This window comes from Kaistia sp. UC242_56 (assembly GCF_044452255.1).
In the GTDB taxonomy this organism is placed as follows: domain Bacteria; phylum Pseudomonadota; class Alphaproteobacteria; order Rhizobiales; family Kaistiaceae; genus Kaistia; species Kaistia defluvii_A.
In genome coordinates, this window is sequence record NZ_JBIOAN010000001.1 from 282016 (window position 1) to 299681 (window position 17666).

Consider the following 17666-nt stretch of genomic DNA (forward strand, 5'->3'; position numbering starts at 1 on the left):
GGGAGACGGCCCGCCGCGCGGACGCGACGGGCCCGAATCCTGCGTTACGAGCCGTGTGTTACTGGACGGCGCGGATCTTGGCGATGATCGGCTGCAACGCCGGATCGTAGGACGCGGTCGCGGCCTTGGCCATGAAGGGCGCGAGATCCGGCTTGTGCACGATCACGCCTTCCGCGACCAGCGAGGCCAGGACGTCGGCCTGCGACTTGTCGGTGTAGTCGCGATACCAGTCGGCGCTCGCGTCAGCGGCCTTGGTGAAGGCGGTGCGCAGGCGCTCGTCCTGGCCCTGGTACCATTCCTCACCGCACATGAAGCCCATCGTCTCGGCCATGTGGTTAGTCATGACGAGATGCTTGGCGACTTCGTAGAAGCGCTTGTCCTTGATCGCGACCAGCGGCTGCTCGACGCCGTCGACGACGCCCTGCTGGATGGCGGTGTAGACTTCCTCGAACGGGACGGTGGCGGGATTGGCGCCGAGCGCACGGATCGATTCGATATAGGCGGGAATGCCGGGAGCGCGGATCTTGCGGCCCTGCAGATCGTCGAGGCTGTCGGCGGGCTTGGTCACCAGGAACTGGCGGAAGCCGTGAAAGGCCGGGCCGATGACGCGGAAGCCGGCATCCTTGGCGATCGACTCGATGATCTCCTGGCCGACCGGGCCGCGCCAGATGCGGAAGAAGTGGTCCTCGTCGCGGTAGAGATAGGCGACGCCTTCGGCATTGGCCGCCGGATGGAACGAGCCGAGGTCGCCGACGCTCTCATACATGCATTCGAGCACGCCGCCCTTCACCTGCTCGACCATCTCGTCGACGGTGCCCAGATGCGAACCCGGGAACAGCTCGATCGAGACGTCGCTGCCGAGATCGGCCTCGATCTTCTCCTTGAAGACCTGCATGGCCTTCGTGTCCGGGCTGTCGTCAGAGCCTGCGCCGCCGATGCGGATGGTGACGCCGGCCTGGGCCGAAGCGGTGGTGATGGCGGCGACACAGACGGCCGCCAGAAGTGTCTTCAACATGCTGCATTCCCCTCAGTGGTTCTTCTTGTCCCGGCAGGCCGCGTTCGCGTGCTTACCGGCCCTGCTCTTCGATCCAGCGTCGCCGGCCGTCGTCAATTCAAGAAAACGATACTCGATTATTGATAGTCCGCAAGTCTCTCTCCGCGCCAGCTGCCTGCCCAAGATCAAGGCGGCCGACGCGCCGCGCGTCCTTACACGGCCCCGAGCCTGCGCCCGAAACCAACCCGACGCGAGCGACCTCTCAGGCGATCGCGCCGATCGTATCGTCCAGCGCATCGACCAGGATGTCGATTTCCGCCTCGCTGACGATGAAGGGCGGCGTGATCTGGATATGGTCGCCGCCCTGGCCGAAATTGGCGCCGGGCACGCCGCCGCCAATGATGACGCCGCGATCCTTCATGCCGGAAACCAGCCGCGAGGTAAAATTCGTCTCGGCCGGGAACGGCGCGCGCGTCGCCCGGTCGGCAACGAATTCGACGCCGCCATAGAGGCCGCGCCCCCGCACCTCGCCGATGCAGGCATGGCGCTGCTGCAGGGCGTTCAGGCGGGCGTGCAGATGCTTGCCGATCTCGGCGGCGCGCGTGAACAGCCCCTCCTTCGACATGATGTTGAACACCTGCTGGCCGATGAAACAGGAAGTCGGGTGGCCGCTATAGGTGAAGCCGTGCACGAAACGCTTGCGACTCTCGCGGAAGAAATTGGTGATCTTGTCGTTGATCAGCACGGCGCCGAGCGGCGCGTAGCCGCTGCCAATCGCCTTGCCGCAGGTAATCATGTCCGGCACGACGTCCCAATCCTGGATCGCGAAGGGCCGGCCGGTGCGGCCATAGCCGGCCAGCACCTCGTCGGCGACGAACAGGACGCCGTAGCGGTCGCAGATCTCGCGGATGCGCTTGTAATAATCGGGCCGCGGCACGAGGCCCGAGGCGGTGGTGCCGACGATCGTCTCGGCGAAGAAGGCGGAGACCGTCTCCGGGCCCTCGAGATTGATCGCGCGCTCCAGCTCGTCGGCGCAATCCAGCGTGCAGCCGCCCTTATCCTTGCAATAGGCGCAGCGATATTCGTAGGGCGGCGCGATGTGGATCACGGGCAGCATGTAGGGCGTATAGGGCGCGCGCCAGCTGGTGCGGCCCGACAGCGACAGCGTCGCGATGGTCACGCCGTGATAGCTCTGCCAGCGCGAGATGATCTTCTGGCGCTGCGTGTCGCCGCGCTCCAGATGATATTGCCGGGCAAGCTTCAGCGCGGTCTCGTTGGCCTCGGAGCCGCCGGAGACGAAATAAACGGATTCGATGCCCTTCGGCGCGACGGAGAGGATCGATTTGCCGAATTCCTCCTGCCAGGGCGTGGTGAACTGGGCCGAATAGGCAAAGGGAACCTTGTCGCCGGCCGCGGCCAGCGCCTGGTAGATCTCGGTGCGTCCATGGCCGATGCCGACCACGCCGGCGCTGCCCATGCCGTCGAGATAGGCCTTGCCCTCGGCGTCATAGAGATAGACGCCCTCGCCCCGCACCGCGGTCGGCAGCTCGCTCGCATAGTCCCGGGAAAAGATCGACGACACCTGGCTCTCCTGCTGGGGCGTGCGCCGCGTCGGGGGCGGCGTCTCATGCGGCTTGGTTGGCTCGCCCGCGGGGGCGTTCTGGACGGCGCGCAAGATCCTGCGAGTTTGGAGCGGTGTCAATATCGATTATTGATAAAATGGAGCGCCGGAAGACAGGATGTTGCCGATTGCACGGACGGGCCAAATAGGAGGGCACATCGCGCTTAAGATGCGGGACGGGGGAACGCCCGGCCTAGTCGTGGTGGAAATATCGTTTATTGTTAGTTTTCAATGCCGGACAGGCATAGAAATCCCCGGGGAACTGGCTGGAGCGTATGAGGGCAAGGCACGGATCGGGAGAGACTCGACGGGGCTCGAGTCCTGCGGCGTGGCTCGTGACGGAACGGCCGATCGACGGATATCCCCTTAGCGACATCCCTTCCCAGTCCCGTACAGGAGCGATCCGATGATGGGCCGCCAGACCAAGAAAGCCGTATCCGGCGATACGCATGCGAGCCTCGAAGCCGAGATCGGCGCGGCGTTGCGCACCGCCATCCTCGACGGCGAACTGGCCCCTGGCGCCCGCCTGATCGAGCTGGAACTCGCGACCCGCTTCAATGTCAGCCAGGGCACCATCCGCGCCGCGCTGAAATTCCTGCAGGCCGAGGGCCTGGTCGAATACCGCCCCCGCCGGGGCAATTTCGTCATCACGGTCGAGACCTCCGACATCTACGAGATCTCCCTGCTGCGCGAGGCGCTGGAATCGCTGGGCGCCCGTCTCGCCGCCAAGCGGATCGACGACAAGGGCTGCAAGGCGCTCGAAGCCCTGCTGCAGGCGATGCGCATAGCGGCGCAGACCGGCAACCGGGCGCGGCTGACCGAACTCGACTTTGATTTTCACCGCACCGTGATCGAGATCTCCGGCCATCGCCGGCTGATGGACGTCTACAGCCGGCTGGAGGGCCAGACGCGGATGTTCCTGCGGCTGACCGACAAGTTCTACCAGAACCCGCTCGACATCATCGAACTGCACGAGCCGCTGGTGAACGCGATCTGCAATGGCGACGCGGAAGCCGCCTTCCAGCTGGCCAACCGGCATGCCGACGCGGATGCCGAGGATTTGATCGAAAGCATGCGCTGACTACCGCAGCGGGGACGTGTGGCGCTGGTCGGCATCACGACCTCGGCCGACGCCAATCTCGGCAACGGCTACACGCTGCTGGCGATCGCCGTGGTCGTCATCGGCGGCACGTCGGTGGCCGGCGGCAAGGCCAATGTGCCGGGCATCTGGGGCGCCTCGCTCTTCCTCTTCCTCGTCCTGCTCCTGACCATGCTCAACACCTTCGGCGTCAGCGCCGGCGTGCGCCTGCTCCTGACCGGGCTGATCATCGTCGGCGTGATCACCGCCGCCGGCGGCCAGAAGGCGCTGCGCTAGACCCGGACACAAGGCCGAACCGCCCCGGCGGATCGGCTGGGATGTTGACTTCTCCGCCGGGGGCTGGTTTCACCGTTTGACCGAACAAACAAATTCCAAGAAGCCACTAAGGGGGGCCCTCTGATGAAGTTCCTGACTGCCGCCGCGATCGCAACCCTTGCCTTCGTCCAGCCTGCCCTCGCGCGCGACGTCACCGTCGATGTCACCGCCATCGTCGAGCATCCGGCGCTGGACGCCGTCCGCGACGGCGTGAAGGACGCGCTCGGCGAAGCCGGCTTCAAGGTCGGCGAGAACCTGACGTTCAATTACGAATCCGCGCAGGGCAATCCCGGCACCGCCGCGCAGATCGCCCGCCAGTTCATCGGCAACGGCCCGGACATCATCGTCCCGATCTCGACGCCGTCGGCCCAGGCCGTCGTCTCCGCGACGCGCGACATCCCGATCGTCTTCTCGGCCGTGACCGACCCGGTCGGCGCCCAGCTCGTCAAGCAGCTGGAAAAGCCCGGCGGCAACGTCACTGGCCTCTCCGACCTGTCGCCGGTCGCCGATCACGTCGCGCTGATCAAGGAGATCCTGCCGTCGGTGAAGACCATCGGCGTGCTGTTCAACCCGGGCGAGACCAATTCGGTCACGCTGGTGGAACTGCTGAAGAAGTATGGCGCCGAGCAGGGCATCGCCGTCGTCGAGTCGGCCGCGACCCGCTCGTCGGAAGTGCAGAACGCCGCCCGCGCCCTGGCCGGCCGCGTCGACGCCATCTACGTGCCGACCGACAACACCATCGTCTCCGCGCTGGAATCGGCTGTCACCGTCGCGATCGAAAGCAAGCTGCCGCTCTTCACCGCCGACACGGATTCCGTCTCGCGCGGCGCCGTCGCGGCGCTCGGCTTCAACTACTATGACGTCGGCAAGCAGACCGGCGCCATCGTCGTGCGCATCCTGAACGGCGAAAAGCCGGGCGACATCGACATCAAGGTCGCCGCCGGCACCGATCTGGTGATCAACCCGGCCGCCGCCGAGAAGATCGGCCTGACGCTGCCGAAATCGGTCGTCGACCGCGCGACCAAGGTGATCAAGTAATTGAAGGACGGCCCGGCCCAGCGCCGGGCTTTTCTTTGCCAGTGACGAGTAGAGCGGGCTTAAGCCGCTCTGGAAATGCCACGCTCACCTCTCCGGAGGAGAACCTCGCGCAACACCGCCGTCATCCCGGCCAAGGCCGGGATCCATACACATCGCCATCTGGCCGGCCGGCGGGGCCACGGCTTACTTGGCCGGTGTTCATGGGCCCTGGCCTTCGACGGGGCGACGACATTGATGCTAAGCAAGGTCTCCCCTAGGGAGAGGTGAAAAGTCGGGTTCGACCCAAATGTTTCTTGCTCTATCGAAGAGGCCGCTTGCGTGAGCCAAATTGCCTTCCTCGGCGCGGTTGAACTCGGCCTCGTCTTCTCCTTCGTGGCGCTCGGCGTCTATCTCGCCTTCCGCATCCTCGACTTCCCGGATCTGACCGTCGACGGCTCGTTCCCGCTCGGCGCCGCGGTCGCCGCCGTGCTCATCATCGCCGGCTGGAACCCCTGGCTCGCCACGGCGATCGCCATGGCAGCGGGCGCCGCCGCCGGCCTCGTCACCGCGACGCTGAACGTCAAGTTCCGCATCCTCAACCTGCTCGCCTCGATCCTGACGATGATCGCGCTGTTCTCGGTCAATCTTCGCGTCATGGGCAAGCCGAACGTCGCGCTGATCAACCAGGACACGATGCTGACGCCGTTCTTCGGCCACGGCCTGTCCGAGTTCTATGTCCGGCCGCTCTTCATCGGCGTGCTCGTCATCATCGCCGTCTTCCTGGTCTGGCGCTTCCTCGCCAGCGATCTCGGCCTCGCCATGCGGGCGACCGGCGCCAATCCGCGCATGGCGCGGGCCCAGGGCGTCAACACCAGCCTGCACATCTATCTCGGCATGGCGCTTTCCAACGCGCTGGTCGCGCTGGGCGGCTCGCTGTTCGCCCAGACCAACGGCTTCGCCGACGTGACATCGGGCGTCGGCACCATCGTCGTCGGCCTCGCCGCCGTGATCATCGGTGAGACTTTGTTCCATTCGCGCCTGATCATCTGGGCGCTGGTCGGCTGCGTCATCGGCTCGGTGCTCTACCGCATCGCCATCCAGCTGGCGCTCTCGAGCGACATTCTCGGCCTGAAGGCGTCGGATTTGAACCTCGTCACCGCCGTGCTGGTCGCCTGCGCGCTGATCCTGCCCCGACTGCGCCGCGGGAGGGCCACGGCATGATCGAGCTTTCCAACCTTTCCGTCATCTTCGGACGCGGGACGCCGCTCGAGAAGCAGGCGCTCTCCGGCCTCGACCTCGCGATCGAGACCGGCTCCTTCGTCACCGTCATCGGCTCGAACGGCGCCGGGAAGTCGACCATGCTCGGCGTGCTGGCCGGCGACGTCATCCCGACCTCGGGCCGGGTCGTCATTGGCGGCCGCGACGTCACCCGCATCGCCACGGCGCAGCGCGCGAAATATGTCGCCCGCGTCTTCCAGGACCCGCTGACCGGCAGCTGCGGCGCGCTGACAATCCAGGAAAACCTGGCGCTTGCCGCGGCCCGCGGCAGCCGGCGCGGCTTCGGCCTCGCCATCGGCAGCAACCGCCGAGAGGAATTCCGCGCCCGCGTCGCCGAACTGAAGCTCGGCCTCGAAAACCGCATGGACGACCGGATGGATCTTCTCTCCGGCGGCCAGCGCCAGGCGCTGTCGCTGGTCATGGCGACCTTGGCCGGCAGCGAGGTGCTGCTGCTCGACGAGCACACGGCGGCGCTCGATCCCGGCATGGCCGAGTTCGTCATGGAGCTGACCCAGTCGCTGGTCGAGAAGCACAAGCTGACGACGCTGATGGTCACCCATTCGATGCGCCAGGCGCTCGATTACGGCACCCGCACCGTCATGCTGCATGGCGGCAAGGTGATCCTCGACGTGGTCGGAGACAACCGCCGCAACCTGACGATCGAGGACCTGATCGAGATGTTCCGCAAGGCCCGCGGCGGCGAAACGCTGGATGACGACGCGCTTCTGGTGAGCTAGGGGTTGCTGGCCGTCGACCGGACAGGCAGAGCGCCCCTCCCCAAAACCGGCGCTGCCGGTTTTGACCCTCCCTCAAGGGGAGGGTTCAAGGGAAGTCTGCCGCTCTCCCGGACCAGGTCCCGCTCGAACCCTCCCCTTGAGGGAGGGTCGAAAATGCCCTTCGCATTTTCGGGGAGGGGGCTCGGCGAGCTGCCACCATAGCCGCCCGGCGATATGAAAGCCCGAAAGCCCCGCTGCATGGATCCTCGCTTTCGCGAGGATGACGACGGAGGGAGGAGACGCAGCATCAGCGGCTCGACCCGCCCTTGCCGGGGACGCGGACCCATCTTACCTAGCCGGTGTTCATGGACCCGGCCTTCGCCGGGGCGACGAATCGCAGCCACCCACTCGGCGTCATCCTCGCGAAAGCGAGGATCCATTCAGCCGAACCCCAGGGAATTGCGAAAGACTAAGGCGTCGCCGCCCGAAAACCCCGCTGCATGGATCCTCGCTTTCGCGAGGATGACGGCGGCGGAGGGACACGCGGCCTCAGCGCGCCTTGCCGGGGACGCCGACGCAGCGCAGGCCCGTCGCGGCGCCGATGCCCCAGAACAGCGAGCTGCAATTGCGGCAGGTGCCGCAGCCGCTTGGCGGGATGGTTGCCGCGCTGTTCTTGGGGTTGGCCATGCCGAAACGCTCCGCTCCAATCGATGCGAACATCATCGCGGGAGCGGGCAGCCCTGCCAAGAAACGGAATTCCGGGCGTCGCCAGCTTCCGTAGAACAAGCGACGCCCGAACGAGCCAAAAGTGTTAAGCCGGCACCGCCTCGAAGGTTTCGGGCGTGACCGGCCCGCCCGTCTCGATCGACTTGTACGCCGCTTCGACCAGGGCGAAGGTGTTGAGGTTGTCGTGGCCCGAGGTTGCGGGCTCGCTGCTGGCGTCGAGGCTATCGAGCCAGTGGCGCTGGGTCGAGACCACGCTGTCCTGGATCAGCAGCCAGGGCTCGCCACCCCAGGAGAGCGGCTTTGGCGCCGCGATTTCCGTGAAGTTGCCCTCGGGCGAGGTAACGACCAGCCGGCAATCCGTCTCGACCCGGATCGAGCCCTTCGTGCCTTCGAAGTGGATCAGCGTCTGCGGGAACAGGTCGGGCGACTGGCGGCTGGCATAGCTGCATTCGGAAACGCTGACCGCGCCATTGGCGTGGCGCATCATCACTGTCGCCTGGTCCTCGCCCTTGATGCCCTGCTTGATCGCCTGGTCGAGGCAATAGACGCTCGTCGCCTCGCCCATGAAAACACGCGCCACGTCGAGCACATGCACGCCGATATCGAGCAGCACGAAGCGCTCGACCTCGGCGAGATAGGGCTGACCCTTGTAAATGTCGTAGCCGGTGCGGAAGGCGAAGCGGCCCCAGGTCGGCTCGCCCAGCACGCCGGAGCGGGCGATCTCGGCGGCACGCAGCAGCGGCGCCTGGAAGCGGAAGTTCTCATGCACCATCAGCGGCCGGCCGGCCTTGTCCATGGCCGAGACCAGCGCGCGGCAATCTTCCCAGTCCGGCGCCAGCGGCTTCTGCACCACCGCCGCCACGCCATGCCGGGCGCAGGCCTCGACCAGCGCGCGATGCGACGGCGCGGTGGTGACGATGTCGACGAAATCCGGCTTCTCGGTCGAAAGCATCGTCTCGAAATCGGTATAGAAGGCCGGGATGCCGAAATCGGCCGCGGCAGACGCCGCCTTCTCGCCGTCGACATCGCAGACCGCGACGATCTTCGCGCGATCCGCCAGTTCCGCCCAGGCGTTCAGATGATTGCGCGCAAAGAACCCGCACCCGACAAGGGCGCCCCTCCGAAGTGTCATCGTCTCTCTCCCTCGACTGAATCAGCCTGCGCCGGCGCGTTTTCGCGATGCGCCGCGGCCGGTCCCGTTGGCGCGTCGGACCGGCCCGCAGCTTGGCGTCGAGTCGAGCAGCCGGCCGCGCGAACGTCAAGCGGAGGCAGACGAATTCGGCAGGAAGAGGAAGCGGTCAGTCGCGAAAAAGATCGACCGAGAAGCGCTTGGAGATGCCGAGGCCGACGGTGAACTGGTTCTCGCTGCCGGCCGTCGCCACGATCGGCGAATTCTTGGCGTCGCCGACGAAGCGGTCGTAGCCGGCATCGGCGTTCAGGAACCAGTCCGGCTTGAACTCGTAGCGCGCCGAGGCCTTGAGGCCGACCGAATAGATGCCGCCGCCGGCATCATAGGCCGCGAGGTTGCCCCCGCTGGCGAGGCTTTCCTCGGCCGAGACGTTGAAATAGGTGCTCGTGAAGCCGCTGGAGCCGAAATTGGCGCGCGGGCCGAGCTTCAGCTCGACCTGCTTGGTCGGACGGACGATTGCATCGGCGCCGAAGCTGCCGACCACGCCGCTGGCCTCGCCGAACGCGCCGCGCACTTCGCCCAGCACTTCCGCGCCATAGACCTCGTCGAAGTTGAACTCGTAGCCGGCCTTGACGCCCAGCTCATAGGTCGCGTCGAGTCCGCGCGTCCCGGCAAGGCCCGGCTCGTCATTGGGGTTGCGCTCGCCGATGATGCGGAAGGACGGGCCGAAGTTAAGCGCCGTCTTCGGGCCGCCGCCAAGCTCGAACACGCCGGGCAGCCGGAAATAGGACATGGAGACGATCGGATAGGGCGTAAACAGCAGGTCCTTTGAGCCCAGGAAGCTCGGCACCAGCTTGCCGCCGGCGCCCAGCTCGATCACCAGGTCGACATCGCCATAGGGCCGACGCTCGGCCGCGTTCGCGGAAAAGGCGGCAAGCGGCAGCAGCAGGGAAGCGGCAGTCAGAATTCGCAACAAGGCTGGCAGTCTCCGGAACGCGATACGCCGGGGCCAGTCGCAACCTCCCCACGCACTATGGTTAGCTAGATATCACGCGCGTTGCTGAAGAAATTATTACGAGCCGCCCCGCAGCACATCGCGGCTCGGTTGTAGCGCTTCACCATGACGCGGCGGCCGTGGTGGCGCTTGCGGGCGAAGACGCCTTCCCCGCCCCATACGCAAGAATTGATGCAGTAAATATCACCGCCATGACGATAGGAATTGCACATTCCTTTGGGTCATATAAGGTCGATTGGCTTGTCCAGGATCGTCAGGTGGCGCAATGACAGCCTCATTCCAAGGTACTCGTGGGCCGGCCATCGGCCTTGTCTTTCTCGCGACGGCCGCGCTCATCACCAGTTCTATCGCGGCACGGGCGCAGGACGCCCCGGCCCCGCGGATGCAGCCTCCGGCGGCATCGCCGGCCGAAGCGGCCGCCTCCGCCCCGACCCAGGCTGCGCCGGACGACGTCTTCACCCAGGACGAACTGCGCAAGCTGCTCGCGCCCTTCGCGCTCTATCCCGACGCGCTGCTGGCGCAATTGCTGCCGGCCTGCGCCTATCCCGTCGACATTGTCCAAGCGGCGCGCTGGCTGGCCAAGAACAAGGCCGCTGTCGCTAAGAACGATTTCTCCGGCGTCGATACGCAAAACTGGGACCCGACCGTCAAGGCCCTGGTGCGCTTCCCCGACATCATCGAGCGGCTCAACGACGACCTCGACATGACGACCGACCTGGGCGATGCCTTCGTCAACCAGCCCGACGACGTCGCCGCGATGATCCAGGACCTGCGCCGCGAAGCGCAGAAGGCCGGATCCCTCAAGACTACCGAGCAGCAGAAGGTCGTCGTGCAGGACCAGGGCGGCACCAATTACGTCACCATCGAGCCGGCGACGCCCGGCGTCATCTATGTGCCGACCTATGATCCGCAGACGGTTTATTACGAAAGCGGCGACACGGTCGCGGCCGGGCTGATCGGCTTTGGGGTCGGCGTCGCGGTCGGCATCGCCATCGACAATGTCTGGGACTGGGGCCGCGGCTGGGTCTACCCGCCGCGCTGGCCGGGCTATCCCGGCTACCGACCGGGCGGCGGAAACAACATCAACATCGGCAACGACATCGATATAGGCGGCGGCACGCGGCCCTGGCGGCCGGACGGCGACCGTTATCGACCCGGCCAGGGCACCAAGCCGGGCCTGGGCAACCGGCCGGGCGGCCCCAACGCCGGCAATCGCCCCGGCGCTGGCAACCGGCCCGGCGCGGATCGCCCGAACGCCGGCAACCGGCCGGAGGCAGGCAACCGCCCCTCCGCCGGCAACCGCCCCGACATGGGCAACCGGCCTGACGCGGGCAACCGGCCCAATGCCGGCAACCGGCCTGATCGGCCCGCTGGCGCCAACAAGGCGCAGCGACCGGCTTCCGGCGGCAAGGCGGCGGCCAAGAAGCCGGTCAAGAAGCCGGCCAAGGACACCGCCTTCAGCAGTGCGAAAATGGGCGGCAAAGGATCCAAGGCGGTCTCGAACCGTGGAGCCTCCAGCCGGCAGTCGGTCGCCCGCCCCTCCGCGCCCCGCCCGCAGGTCAACCGCGGCGGCGGCCGGCCACCGCAGATGTATCGCGGCGGGGGCGGACGGCCGCAGATGCAGCGCGGCGGCGGCGGTGGCGGTCGGCAGATGCATCGTGGCGGTGGTGGTGGCGGACGCGGTCGGCGCTGAGGAGAACGGTCATGCTGAAAATAGCCCTGTCCGCCATCGCCATGCTGGTCGCCGGAGCCACCCTCCTCGCCCAGCCGGCCGGCGCCCAACAGGTCTTCCCCACGCCCGAGGCGGCGTCGACAGCGCTCGTCGACGCGGCGAAGGCGCCGGAAAAGGGCATGCTGGACAAGATTTTTGGCCCCGGCGCGCGGGAGCTGATCGCCTCCGGCGACGAGCAAGTCGACAAGCAGCGGCTTTCCGATTTCCTCGATCTCGCCAGCAAGGGCAGCGCCGTCACGGATGGCGAGGACGGCACCAAGGTGCTGACCTTCGGCGCCGATCCATGGCCGTTTCCCATTCCGCTCAAACCCTCCGGCGGCGGCTGGGCCTTCGATCTGGAGGCGGGCCAGCAGAAGATCGCCGACATGGCGATCGGCAGGAACGAACTCGTGGCGATCGGCGCCTGCGAGGACTATGTCGCGGCCCAGAACGAGTATTTCCGCACCCTGCATGACGACGAGCCGGTGCATCAGTTCGCGCGCCGGCTGATCAGCACGCCCGGCCGGCATGACGGGCTCTACTGGGAACCGGAATCGCCGACCGATCGCAGCCCGCTTGGCGACCAGATCGCCGCCGCCTCGGTGCGAACGGGCAAGGATTCCGACACGCCTCGCGCTTATCACGGCTATCGCTACCGTGTCTTGACGCGCCAGGGTCCGGCGGCGCCGGGCGGCGCCTATGATTATCTCGTCAAGGACCGGATGCTGGCCGGCTTCGCGCTCGTCGCCTATCCGGAGATCTGGGGCGAGACCGGCATCATGACGTTCCTGTGCGACCAGCGCGGCAAGGTCTACCAGCGCAATCTCGGCGCCTCGACCGCCGCGGTCGGTCCAAAAATCCAGAGCTTCAATCCCGGCCCGGCCTGGGAGCCGGTCGAGCCCTGAATGCCAGAGCGGCGCGAAACCGGTCGGGTTCCGCGCCGCTCTGTTGCTTCGCACGCTTGTCCGCCCTGGTTCTAGACCGGCTTTTCGGCCGGCGCGGGGGACTTGCGCGACATCCGCCAGGAGCCGAGGCGGCGCACGCCGACATAGAACAGCGGCACGAAGAAGATGCCGATCGCGGTCGCCGCGATCATGCCGCCCATCACGCCGGTGCCGACTGCGTTCTGCGCGCCCGAGCCGGCGCCGGTGGCGATCGCCAGCGGCAGGATGCCGAAGATGAAGGCCAGCGACGTCATCAGGATCGGCCGAAGCCGCATCCGCGCGGCGTCGAGCGTCGCTTCGACCAGCCCCTTGCCAGCCGCCTGCTGGTCCTTGGCGAATTCGACGATCAGGATCGCGTTTTTCGCCGCGAGGCCGATCGTCGTCAGCAGGCCGACCTTGAAGTAGACGTCGTTCGACTGGCCGAACAGTTTGGCGGCGATCAGCGCGCCGAGCACGCCGATCGGCACGGAAAGCATGACCGAGAATGGGATCGACCAGCTTTCATAGAGCGCCGCCAGGCAGAGGAAGACGACGAGGATCGAGATCGCATAGAGCGCCGGCGCCTGGTTGCCGGAAAGCTGCTCCTGGTAGGACAGCCCCGTCCACGAGGCGGTGAAGCCATCCGGCAGCTTGGCGACCATGGCCAGCATCTCGTCCATGGCCGTGCCCGAACTGACACCCGCCCCGGCCGAACCCTGGATGCTCACCGCCGAGATGCCGTTATAGCGATCGAGCTTGGGCGAGCCATAGGTCCAGTCCGTCGAGACGAAGCTGGAGAACGGCACCATCTCGCCGCTGGCATTGCGTACGAACCAGTCGTTCAGATTGTCCGGCTGCATGCGGAAGGGCGCGTCGGCCTGGAGATAGACCGGCTTGACCTTGCCGCGATCGATGAAGTCGTTGACATAGCTGCCGGCGAAGCCGACCGAGATCGTGTCGTTGATATCGCCGAGATCGATGCCGAGCGCCCGGGCCTTGGCCTGGTCGATGTTGATGCGGAATTCGGCCTGGTCCTCCTGGCCGCCCTGGCGGACGCCGCTGACCAGCGGATTCTCGCGCGCCATTGCCAGAAGCTGGTCGCGCGCTGCGGCCAGTTTTTCCGGACCGGCCCCGGCCGAATCCTGCAGATACATCTCGAAGCCGTTGGAATTGCCGAGATTGGGCAAGGCCGGCGGCGACAGGGCGAAAACCTGCGCGTCGCGGATTTTCGAAAAGGCCGCCATCGCCCGTCCGGCAATCGCCGAGGCAGATTGGTCCGCACGGGTACGCTGGTCGAAATCCTTCAGCTTGATGAAGGCCATGGCCGCGTTCTGGCCATTGCCATTGAAGCCGAAGCCGAGGGCGGAGAACACGCTGTCGACGGAATCCTTCTCCTGCGTCAGGAAATGGTCCTCGACCTGCTTCACCACTTCCAGCGTCCGGGCGCGGGTGGCCCCGACCGGAAGCTGGATCGACGTCATCAGCACGCCCTGGTCTTCTTCCGGCAGGAAGGAGGTCGGCAGCCGGTTGAACAGGACGGCGACGCCGGCGCACATCAGCAGGTAGATGATGAAGAAGCGGATCGGCCGGCGGATGATCCCGCCAACGCCGCGCTGGTAGCGGTCGGCATTCCGGTCGAAGGTCCGGTTGAACCAGCCGAACAGGCCCTTGCGCTCGCCATGGCCGCTGGAGGGCTTCAGCATGGTGGCGCAGAGCGCCGGCGTCAGCACCAGGGCGACGAAGACCGAGAGCACCATGGCGGCAACGATCGTCACCGCGAACTGGCGATAGATCACGCCCACGGAACCGCTGAAGAAGGCCATCGGCACGAAAACGGCCGAAAGCACCAGCGCGATGCCGATCAGCGCGCCGGTGATCTCGTGCATGGATTTCTTGGTCGCCTCGCGCGGCGACAGGCCCTCTTCCGCCATCACGCGCTCGACATTCTCGACCACGACGATGGCGTCGTCGACGAGCAGGCCGATCGCCAGCACCATGGCGAACATGGTCAGCGTGTTGATCGAATAGCCCGCGAAGGAGAGCACGGCGAAGGTGCCGAGCAGCACCACCGGCACAGCGATCGTCGGGATCAGCGTGGCGCGGAAGCTCTGCAGGAACACGAACATGACGATGAAGACGAGCACCACCGCCTCGATCAGCGTTTCGACCACCTTCTCGATCGAAAGCTTGACGAAGGGCGTGGTGTCATAGGCCGTCACCACCTCGATGTTCGGCGGCAGGCCGGCCGAAAGCTTGGCGATAACCTCGGCGACGCCGGCGGCCGTATCGATCGCATTGGCGCCGGTGGCGAGGTTGATGCCGAAGCCGGCGGCGTTCTTGCCGTCGAAGCGCGAACTGGTGGTGTAGCTTTCCGAGCCGATCTCGACCCGCGCGACATCGCTCAGATGGACGATCGAGCCATCGGTCGTGGTCTTCAGGATGATGTCGCGGAACTGCTCGGGCGTCTGCAGCTGGCTCTGCGCCGTGATGGTGACGTTGAGCTGCTGGCCATCGATGCTGGGCAGCGCGCCGAGCTGGCCGGCGGAGACCTGCTTGTTCTGCGCGGCGATCGCGGCGACGACGTCGCTCGGAATCATCTGGTACTTGGACAGCTTGATCGGATCGAGCCAGATCCGCATCGCATAGCCGGAGCCGAAGACGTTGACGTCGCCGACGCCGCTGACGCGCTTGATCGAATCCTCGAACCGGCTGGAGAAATAGTCGCCGAGATCCTCGGACGACTGGCTGCCATCGGTCGAGACCAGGCCGCCGACCATCAGGATGCTCGAGGTCGACTTCGTCACCGTTATGCCCTGCGCCACCACGGCATCGGGCAATTGCGACTGCACCAGCTGCAGCTTGTTCTGCACCTGCACCTGAGCGATGTCGGGATCGACGCCGCTCGAGAAGGTCAGCTGGACCGAGGCCTGGCCGGAGGCGGTGCTGGAGGCCGACATGTAGTCGAGATTCTCAAGCCCGGTCATGCCCTGCTCGATGATCTTGGTCACCGAGTTCTCGATCGTCTCGGCGCTAGCGCCGGGATAGGTGGCGGAGATGCGCACCGTGGTCGGCGCGATCTCGGGATATTGCGCGATTGGCAGGGTGTAGATGCCGAGCAGGCCCGCGAGCATGACGGCGATCGCCAGCACCCAGGCGAAGATCGGGCGGTCGATGAAGAAATCGGCCATGCGATCAGCCTCCTGCCGCGGGGGCGGGAGCGGCGGCCGGTGCCGGCGTGCCGGTCGATGCAGGCGTCCCGGTGGATCCGGGCGTCTTGGCATCCACGGGATGCGCCACGCCGGCGGCGTCGAGCGCGACCTCGATAGGAGTCACGGCCTGGCCGTCGCCGATCTTCTGCAGGCCGTCGACGATCAGCCGGTCGCCATCGGAGATGCCCGATTCGACCAGCCAGTCCGAGCCGACCGATTGCATGGTCTTCAGCACGCGGGTCTCGACCTTGCCGTCCTTCGAGACGAACATCGCCGTCGCGTCGCCCTTGGCGTTGCGGTTGACGGCGCGCTGCGGCACCAGGAAGGCGCCCTCGTCATTGCCGAGGTCGACAATGGCGCGGACATACATGCCCGGCAGCAGCATGCGCGTCGGGTTTTCGAAGCTGGCGCGCATCGAGAAGGTGCCGGTGGTCTCGTTGACGGTCGCTTCGGCGGATCGCAGTTCGCCGGTCTTGTCGTAGACGAGCGTGTCGTTGAGCTTGAGCTGTACCCTGGGCGGGCCATCGCCGCGCTTCAGCCGTCCGCTGTCCATCAGGCTGCGGATGCGCAGCAGATTGGTGCTGGAATCGGTCAGGTCGACATTGATCGGGTCGATTTCGCGGATGGTGGCGAGCGCCGTTGCCTGATTGGCGGTCACCAGCGCGCCCTCGGTCACGGTCGAGGTGCTGATCAGGCCGGAAATCGGCGCCAGCACCTTCGTATAATCGAGATTGATCTGGGCGGAGGCGAGCGCTGCCTCGGCGGCCGCGACATCGGCCTTGGCCTGGGCCAGCGTCGCCTTGGCATCGTCGAGGCTCTGCGCCGTCACGGTGTTGACGCCGACCAGCTGGTTGTAGCGGTCGACCTTGGCCTGCGCGCTCGGCACGGCGGCCTGCGCCTTTTCCAGCGACGCGGCGGCCGCGTCATAGGCGGCCTGATAGGGGCGCGGATCGATCTGGTAGAGCAGGTCGCCGGCCTTGACCTGGCCGCCCTCGGTGAACACCCGCTTCTGGATCAGCCCATCGACCTGCGGCCGGATCTCCGACACCTTGGTGGCGCTGACGCGGCCGGGCAGCTCGATCGTGATCGGCACGTTCTGCGGCTTGAGCGTGACGACGCCGACCTCGACGGGCCCCGTCGGCGGCCCGCCTGGACCCGGCCCGGTCCCGGAAGACGGGCCGGAACAGGCCGCCAGGAAGAGAGCGCCGAACAGGCTCGCCAATGCGAGGGCCCTGGGTTTCATGCGAGATGCTCCGAAGATCGCCACGACCACTCTTGTCGAGTGATCCTATAGAGCCTCTCTTTTCACCTCGTCCGCCAGCTGCGCAACCGTTTTTGGGCGTCAAAACATTGCTGGCGTTTCGAAATATTGCTGCGAATTCTGCATTCGCACGCAAAGGTTAGCGCCCAACCCCCTCGCACGCGGCGCAGCGACGGCAAGCCGGCCTGTTCAAGCCGGCCGGACGATGCCCTTCTTCAGGATGAGATTGCCATATTGCCGGGTCTCGCCGGTCTGGACGATCGCATAGCCGGCATTGGCCCGCTCGTAGAAGGCGAAGCGCTCCAGCGAGTGGACCTTGTGCTCCGGCTCGTGGCGCTGGACGATCTGCTCGAACTCGTCGACGATCGGCTCGCGCCGGTCGGGATCGCCCACCACCTGCATCGAAATCGCGGCGACATCGTCATACTGGTCGAGCGGCAGCAGCGACAGGATGGCTTCGAGCACCTGCGGCGCCGTGGCGGCATCGATGCGGATCAGCTCCGGCCCGGCGCTGGTCGCGGGATAGTTCGCGTCGACGATGGTGATCTCGTCACCATGGCCCATGGCGCGCAGCGTCCAGAGCAGATCCGGCGAGAGGATCGGCGAAAGTCCCTTGAGCATGTCGTGTCCTTTGGTTGGAGGAATGGGGGGG

At 66.3% G+C, this 17666-nt stretch carries 14 protein-coding genes and 1 pseudogene; 7 read left to right on the plus strand and 8 right to left on the minus strand.

Annotated features, from left to right (window positions below; genetic code table 11):
• Positions 1-58 precede the first annotated feature (58 nt).
• Both ACHMWQ_RS01350 and ACHMWQ_RS01355 read right to left on the minus strand, forming a co-directional pair.
• A complete protein-coding gene (locus tag ACHMWQ_RS01350) occupies positions 59-1015 on the minus strand; it encodes a TRAP transporter substrate-binding protein (protein WP_396306105.1) in 957 nt (318 codons plus the stop codon).
• A gap of 241 nt (positions 1016-1256) precedes the next feature.
• Positions 1257-2576: an aspartate aminotransferase family protein gene (locus ACHMWQ_RS01355; protein ID WP_396306106.1), complete on the minus strand. Its 1320-nt coding sequence runs from the start codon at positions 2574-2576 to the stop codon at positions 1257-1259.
• Positions 2577-3021: 445 nt separating this feature from the next.
• Here ACHMWQ_RS01355 and ACHMWQ_RS01360 point away from each other — a divergent pair, with 445 nt between their 5' ends.
• The 5 genes and pseudogenes from ACHMWQ_RS01360 to ACHMWQ_RS01380 all read left to right on the plus strand — a co-directional run bounded on the left by ACHMWQ_RS01360 (position 3022) and on the right by ACHMWQ_RS01380 (position 7061).
• Positions 3022-3696, plus strand: coding sequence for a GntR family transcriptional regulator (locus ACHMWQ_RS01360; protein WP_396306107.1), 675 nt, complete (start codon positions 3022-3024; stop codon positions 3694-3696).
• A gap of 60 nt (positions 3697-3756) precedes the next feature.
• Positions 3757-3990: pseudogene (locus ACHMWQ_RS01365) on the plus strand (ABC transporter permease); the annotation flags it as partial.
• Positions 3991-4113: 123 nt separating this feature from the next.
• Positions 4114-5067 (plus strand): ABC transporter substrate-binding protein, encoded by a 954-nt coding sequence (locus ACHMWQ_RS01370; protein WP_354553899.1) that lies wholly within the window; start codon positions 4114-4116, stop codon positions 5065-5067.
• A 318-nt stretch (positions 5068-5385) separates the two neighbouring features.
• Entirely contained in the window at positions 5386-6267 is an 882-nt protein-coding gene (locus ACHMWQ_RS01375; protein WP_396306108.1) for an ABC transporter permease, read from the plus strand.
• On the plus strand, positions 6264-7061 hold the full coding sequence (locus ACHMWQ_RS01380; protein WP_354553902.1) for an ABC transporter ATP-binding protein: 798 nt from the start codon (positions 6264-6266) through the stop codon (positions 7059-7061). The genes ACHMWQ_RS01375 and ACHMWQ_RS01380 overlap by 4 nt, the downstream gene beginning before the upstream one ends.
• A 528-nt stretch (positions 7062-7589) precedes the next feature.
• Here the strand turns inward: ACHMWQ_RS01380 and ACHMWQ_RS01385 are convergent.
• From ACHMWQ_RS01385 to ACHMWQ_RS01395, 3 genes are all read right to left on the minus strand, one after another.
• Positions 7590-7727, minus strand: a complete 138-nt coding sequence (locus ACHMWQ_RS01385; RefSeq protein ID WP_396306109.1) for a hypothetical protein — start codon at positions 7725-7727, stop codon at positions 7590-7592.
• Between the two features lie 124 nt (positions 7728-7851).
• Complete coding sequence (locus ACHMWQ_RS01390) at positions 7852-8898, minus strand: Gfo/Idh/MocA family protein (RefSeq protein WP_396306110.1); 1047 nt, start codon at positions 8896-8898, stop codon at positions 7852-7854.
• Positions 8899-9064: 166 nt separating this feature from the next.
• On the minus strand, positions 9065-9871 hold the full coding sequence (locus ACHMWQ_RS01395; RefSeq protein WP_396306111.1) for a MipA/OmpV family protein: 807 nt from the start codon (positions 9869-9871) through the stop codon (positions 9065-9067).
• A 421-nt stretch (positions 9872-10292) separates the two neighbouring features.
• Here ACHMWQ_RS01395 and ACHMWQ_RS01400 point away from each other — a divergent pair, with 421 nt between their 5' ends.
• Both ACHMWQ_RS01400 and ACHMWQ_RS01405 read left to right on the plus strand, forming a co-directional pair.
• Positions 10293-11603 (plus strand): DUF3300 domain-containing protein, encoded by a 1311-nt coding sequence (locus ACHMWQ_RS01400; RefSeq protein WP_396306112.1) that lies wholly within the window; start codon positions 10293-10295, stop codon positions 11601-11603.
• A gap of 11 nt (positions 11604-11614) precedes the next feature.
• Positions 11615-12526: a DUF2950 domain-containing protein gene (locus ACHMWQ_RS01405; RefSeq protein ID WP_396306113.1), complete on the plus strand. Its 912-nt coding sequence runs from the start codon at positions 11615-11617 to the stop codon at positions 12524-12526.
• A gap of 71 nt (positions 12527-12597) precedes the next feature.
• Here the strand turns inward: ACHMWQ_RS01405 and ACHMWQ_RS01410 are convergent, their stop codons facing one another.
• From ACHMWQ_RS01410 to ACHMWQ_RS01420, 3 genes are all read right to left on the minus strand, one after another.
• A complete protein-coding gene (locus ACHMWQ_RS01410) occupies positions 12598-15732 on the minus strand; it encodes an efflux RND transporter permease subunit (RefSeq protein ID WP_396306114.1) in 3135 nt (1044 codons plus the stop codon).
• A gap of 4 nt (positions 15733-15736) precedes the next feature.
• Positions 15737-16996, minus strand: coding sequence for an efflux RND transporter periplasmic adaptor subunit (locus tag ACHMWQ_RS01415; RefSeq protein WP_354553911.1), 1260 nt, complete (start codon positions 16994-16996; stop codon positions 15737-15739).
• Between the two features lie 207 nt (positions 16997-17203).
• Positions 17204-17635 (minus strand): RbsD/FucU family protein, encoded by a 432-nt coding sequence (locus tag ACHMWQ_RS01420; RefSeq protein WP_396306115.1) that lies wholly within the window; start codon positions 17633-17635, stop codon positions 17204-17206.
• Between the last annotated feature and the right edge of the window lie 31 nt (positions 17636-17666).

Coding starts and splice junctions, on each gene's coding strand:
- ACHMWQ_RS01350 (WP_396306105.1), bottom strand. CDS start 1,015: ATGTTGAAGACACTTCTGGCGGCCGTCTGTGTCGCCGCCATCACCACC.
- ACHMWQ_RS01360 (WP_396306107.1), top strand. CDS start 3,022: ATGATGGGCCGCCAGACCAAGAAAGCCGTATCCGGCGATACGCATGCG.
- ACHMWQ_RS01370 (WP_354553899.1), top strand. CDS start 4,114: ATGAAGTTCCTGACTGCCGCCGCGATCGCAACCCTTGCCTTCGTCCAG.
- ACHMWQ_RS01380 (WP_354553902.1), top strand. CDS start 6,264: ATGATCGAGCTTTCCAACCTTTCCGTCATCTTCGGACGCGGGACGCCG.
- ACHMWQ_RS01385 (WP_396306109.1), bottom strand. CDS start 7,727: ATGGCCAACCCCAAGAACAGCGCGGCAACCATCCCGCCAAGCGGCTGC.
- ACHMWQ_RS01390 (WP_396306110.1), bottom strand. CDS start 8,898: ATGACACTTCGGAGGGGCGCCCTTGTCGGGTGCGGGTTCTTTGCGCGC.
- ACHMWQ_RS01400 (WP_396306112.1), top strand. CDS start 10,293: ATGCAGCCTCCGGCGGCATCGCCGGCCGAAGCGGCCGCCTCCGCCCCG.
- ACHMWQ_RS01405 (WP_396306113.1), top strand. CDS start 11,615: ATGCTGAAAATAGCCCTGTCCGCCATCGCCATGCTGGTCGCCGGAGCC.
- ACHMWQ_RS01410 (WP_396306114.1), bottom strand. CDS start 15,732: ATGGCCGATTTCTTCATCGACCGCCCGATCTTCGCCTGGGTGCTGGCG.
- ACHMWQ_RS01415 (WP_354553911.1), bottom strand. CDS start 16,996: ATGAAACCCAGGGCCCTCGCATTGGCGAGCCTGTTCGGCGCTCTCTTC.
- ACHMWQ_RS01420 (WP_396306115.1), bottom strand. CDS start 17,635: ATGCTCAAGGGACTTTCGCCGATCCTCTCGCCGGATCTGCTCTGGACG.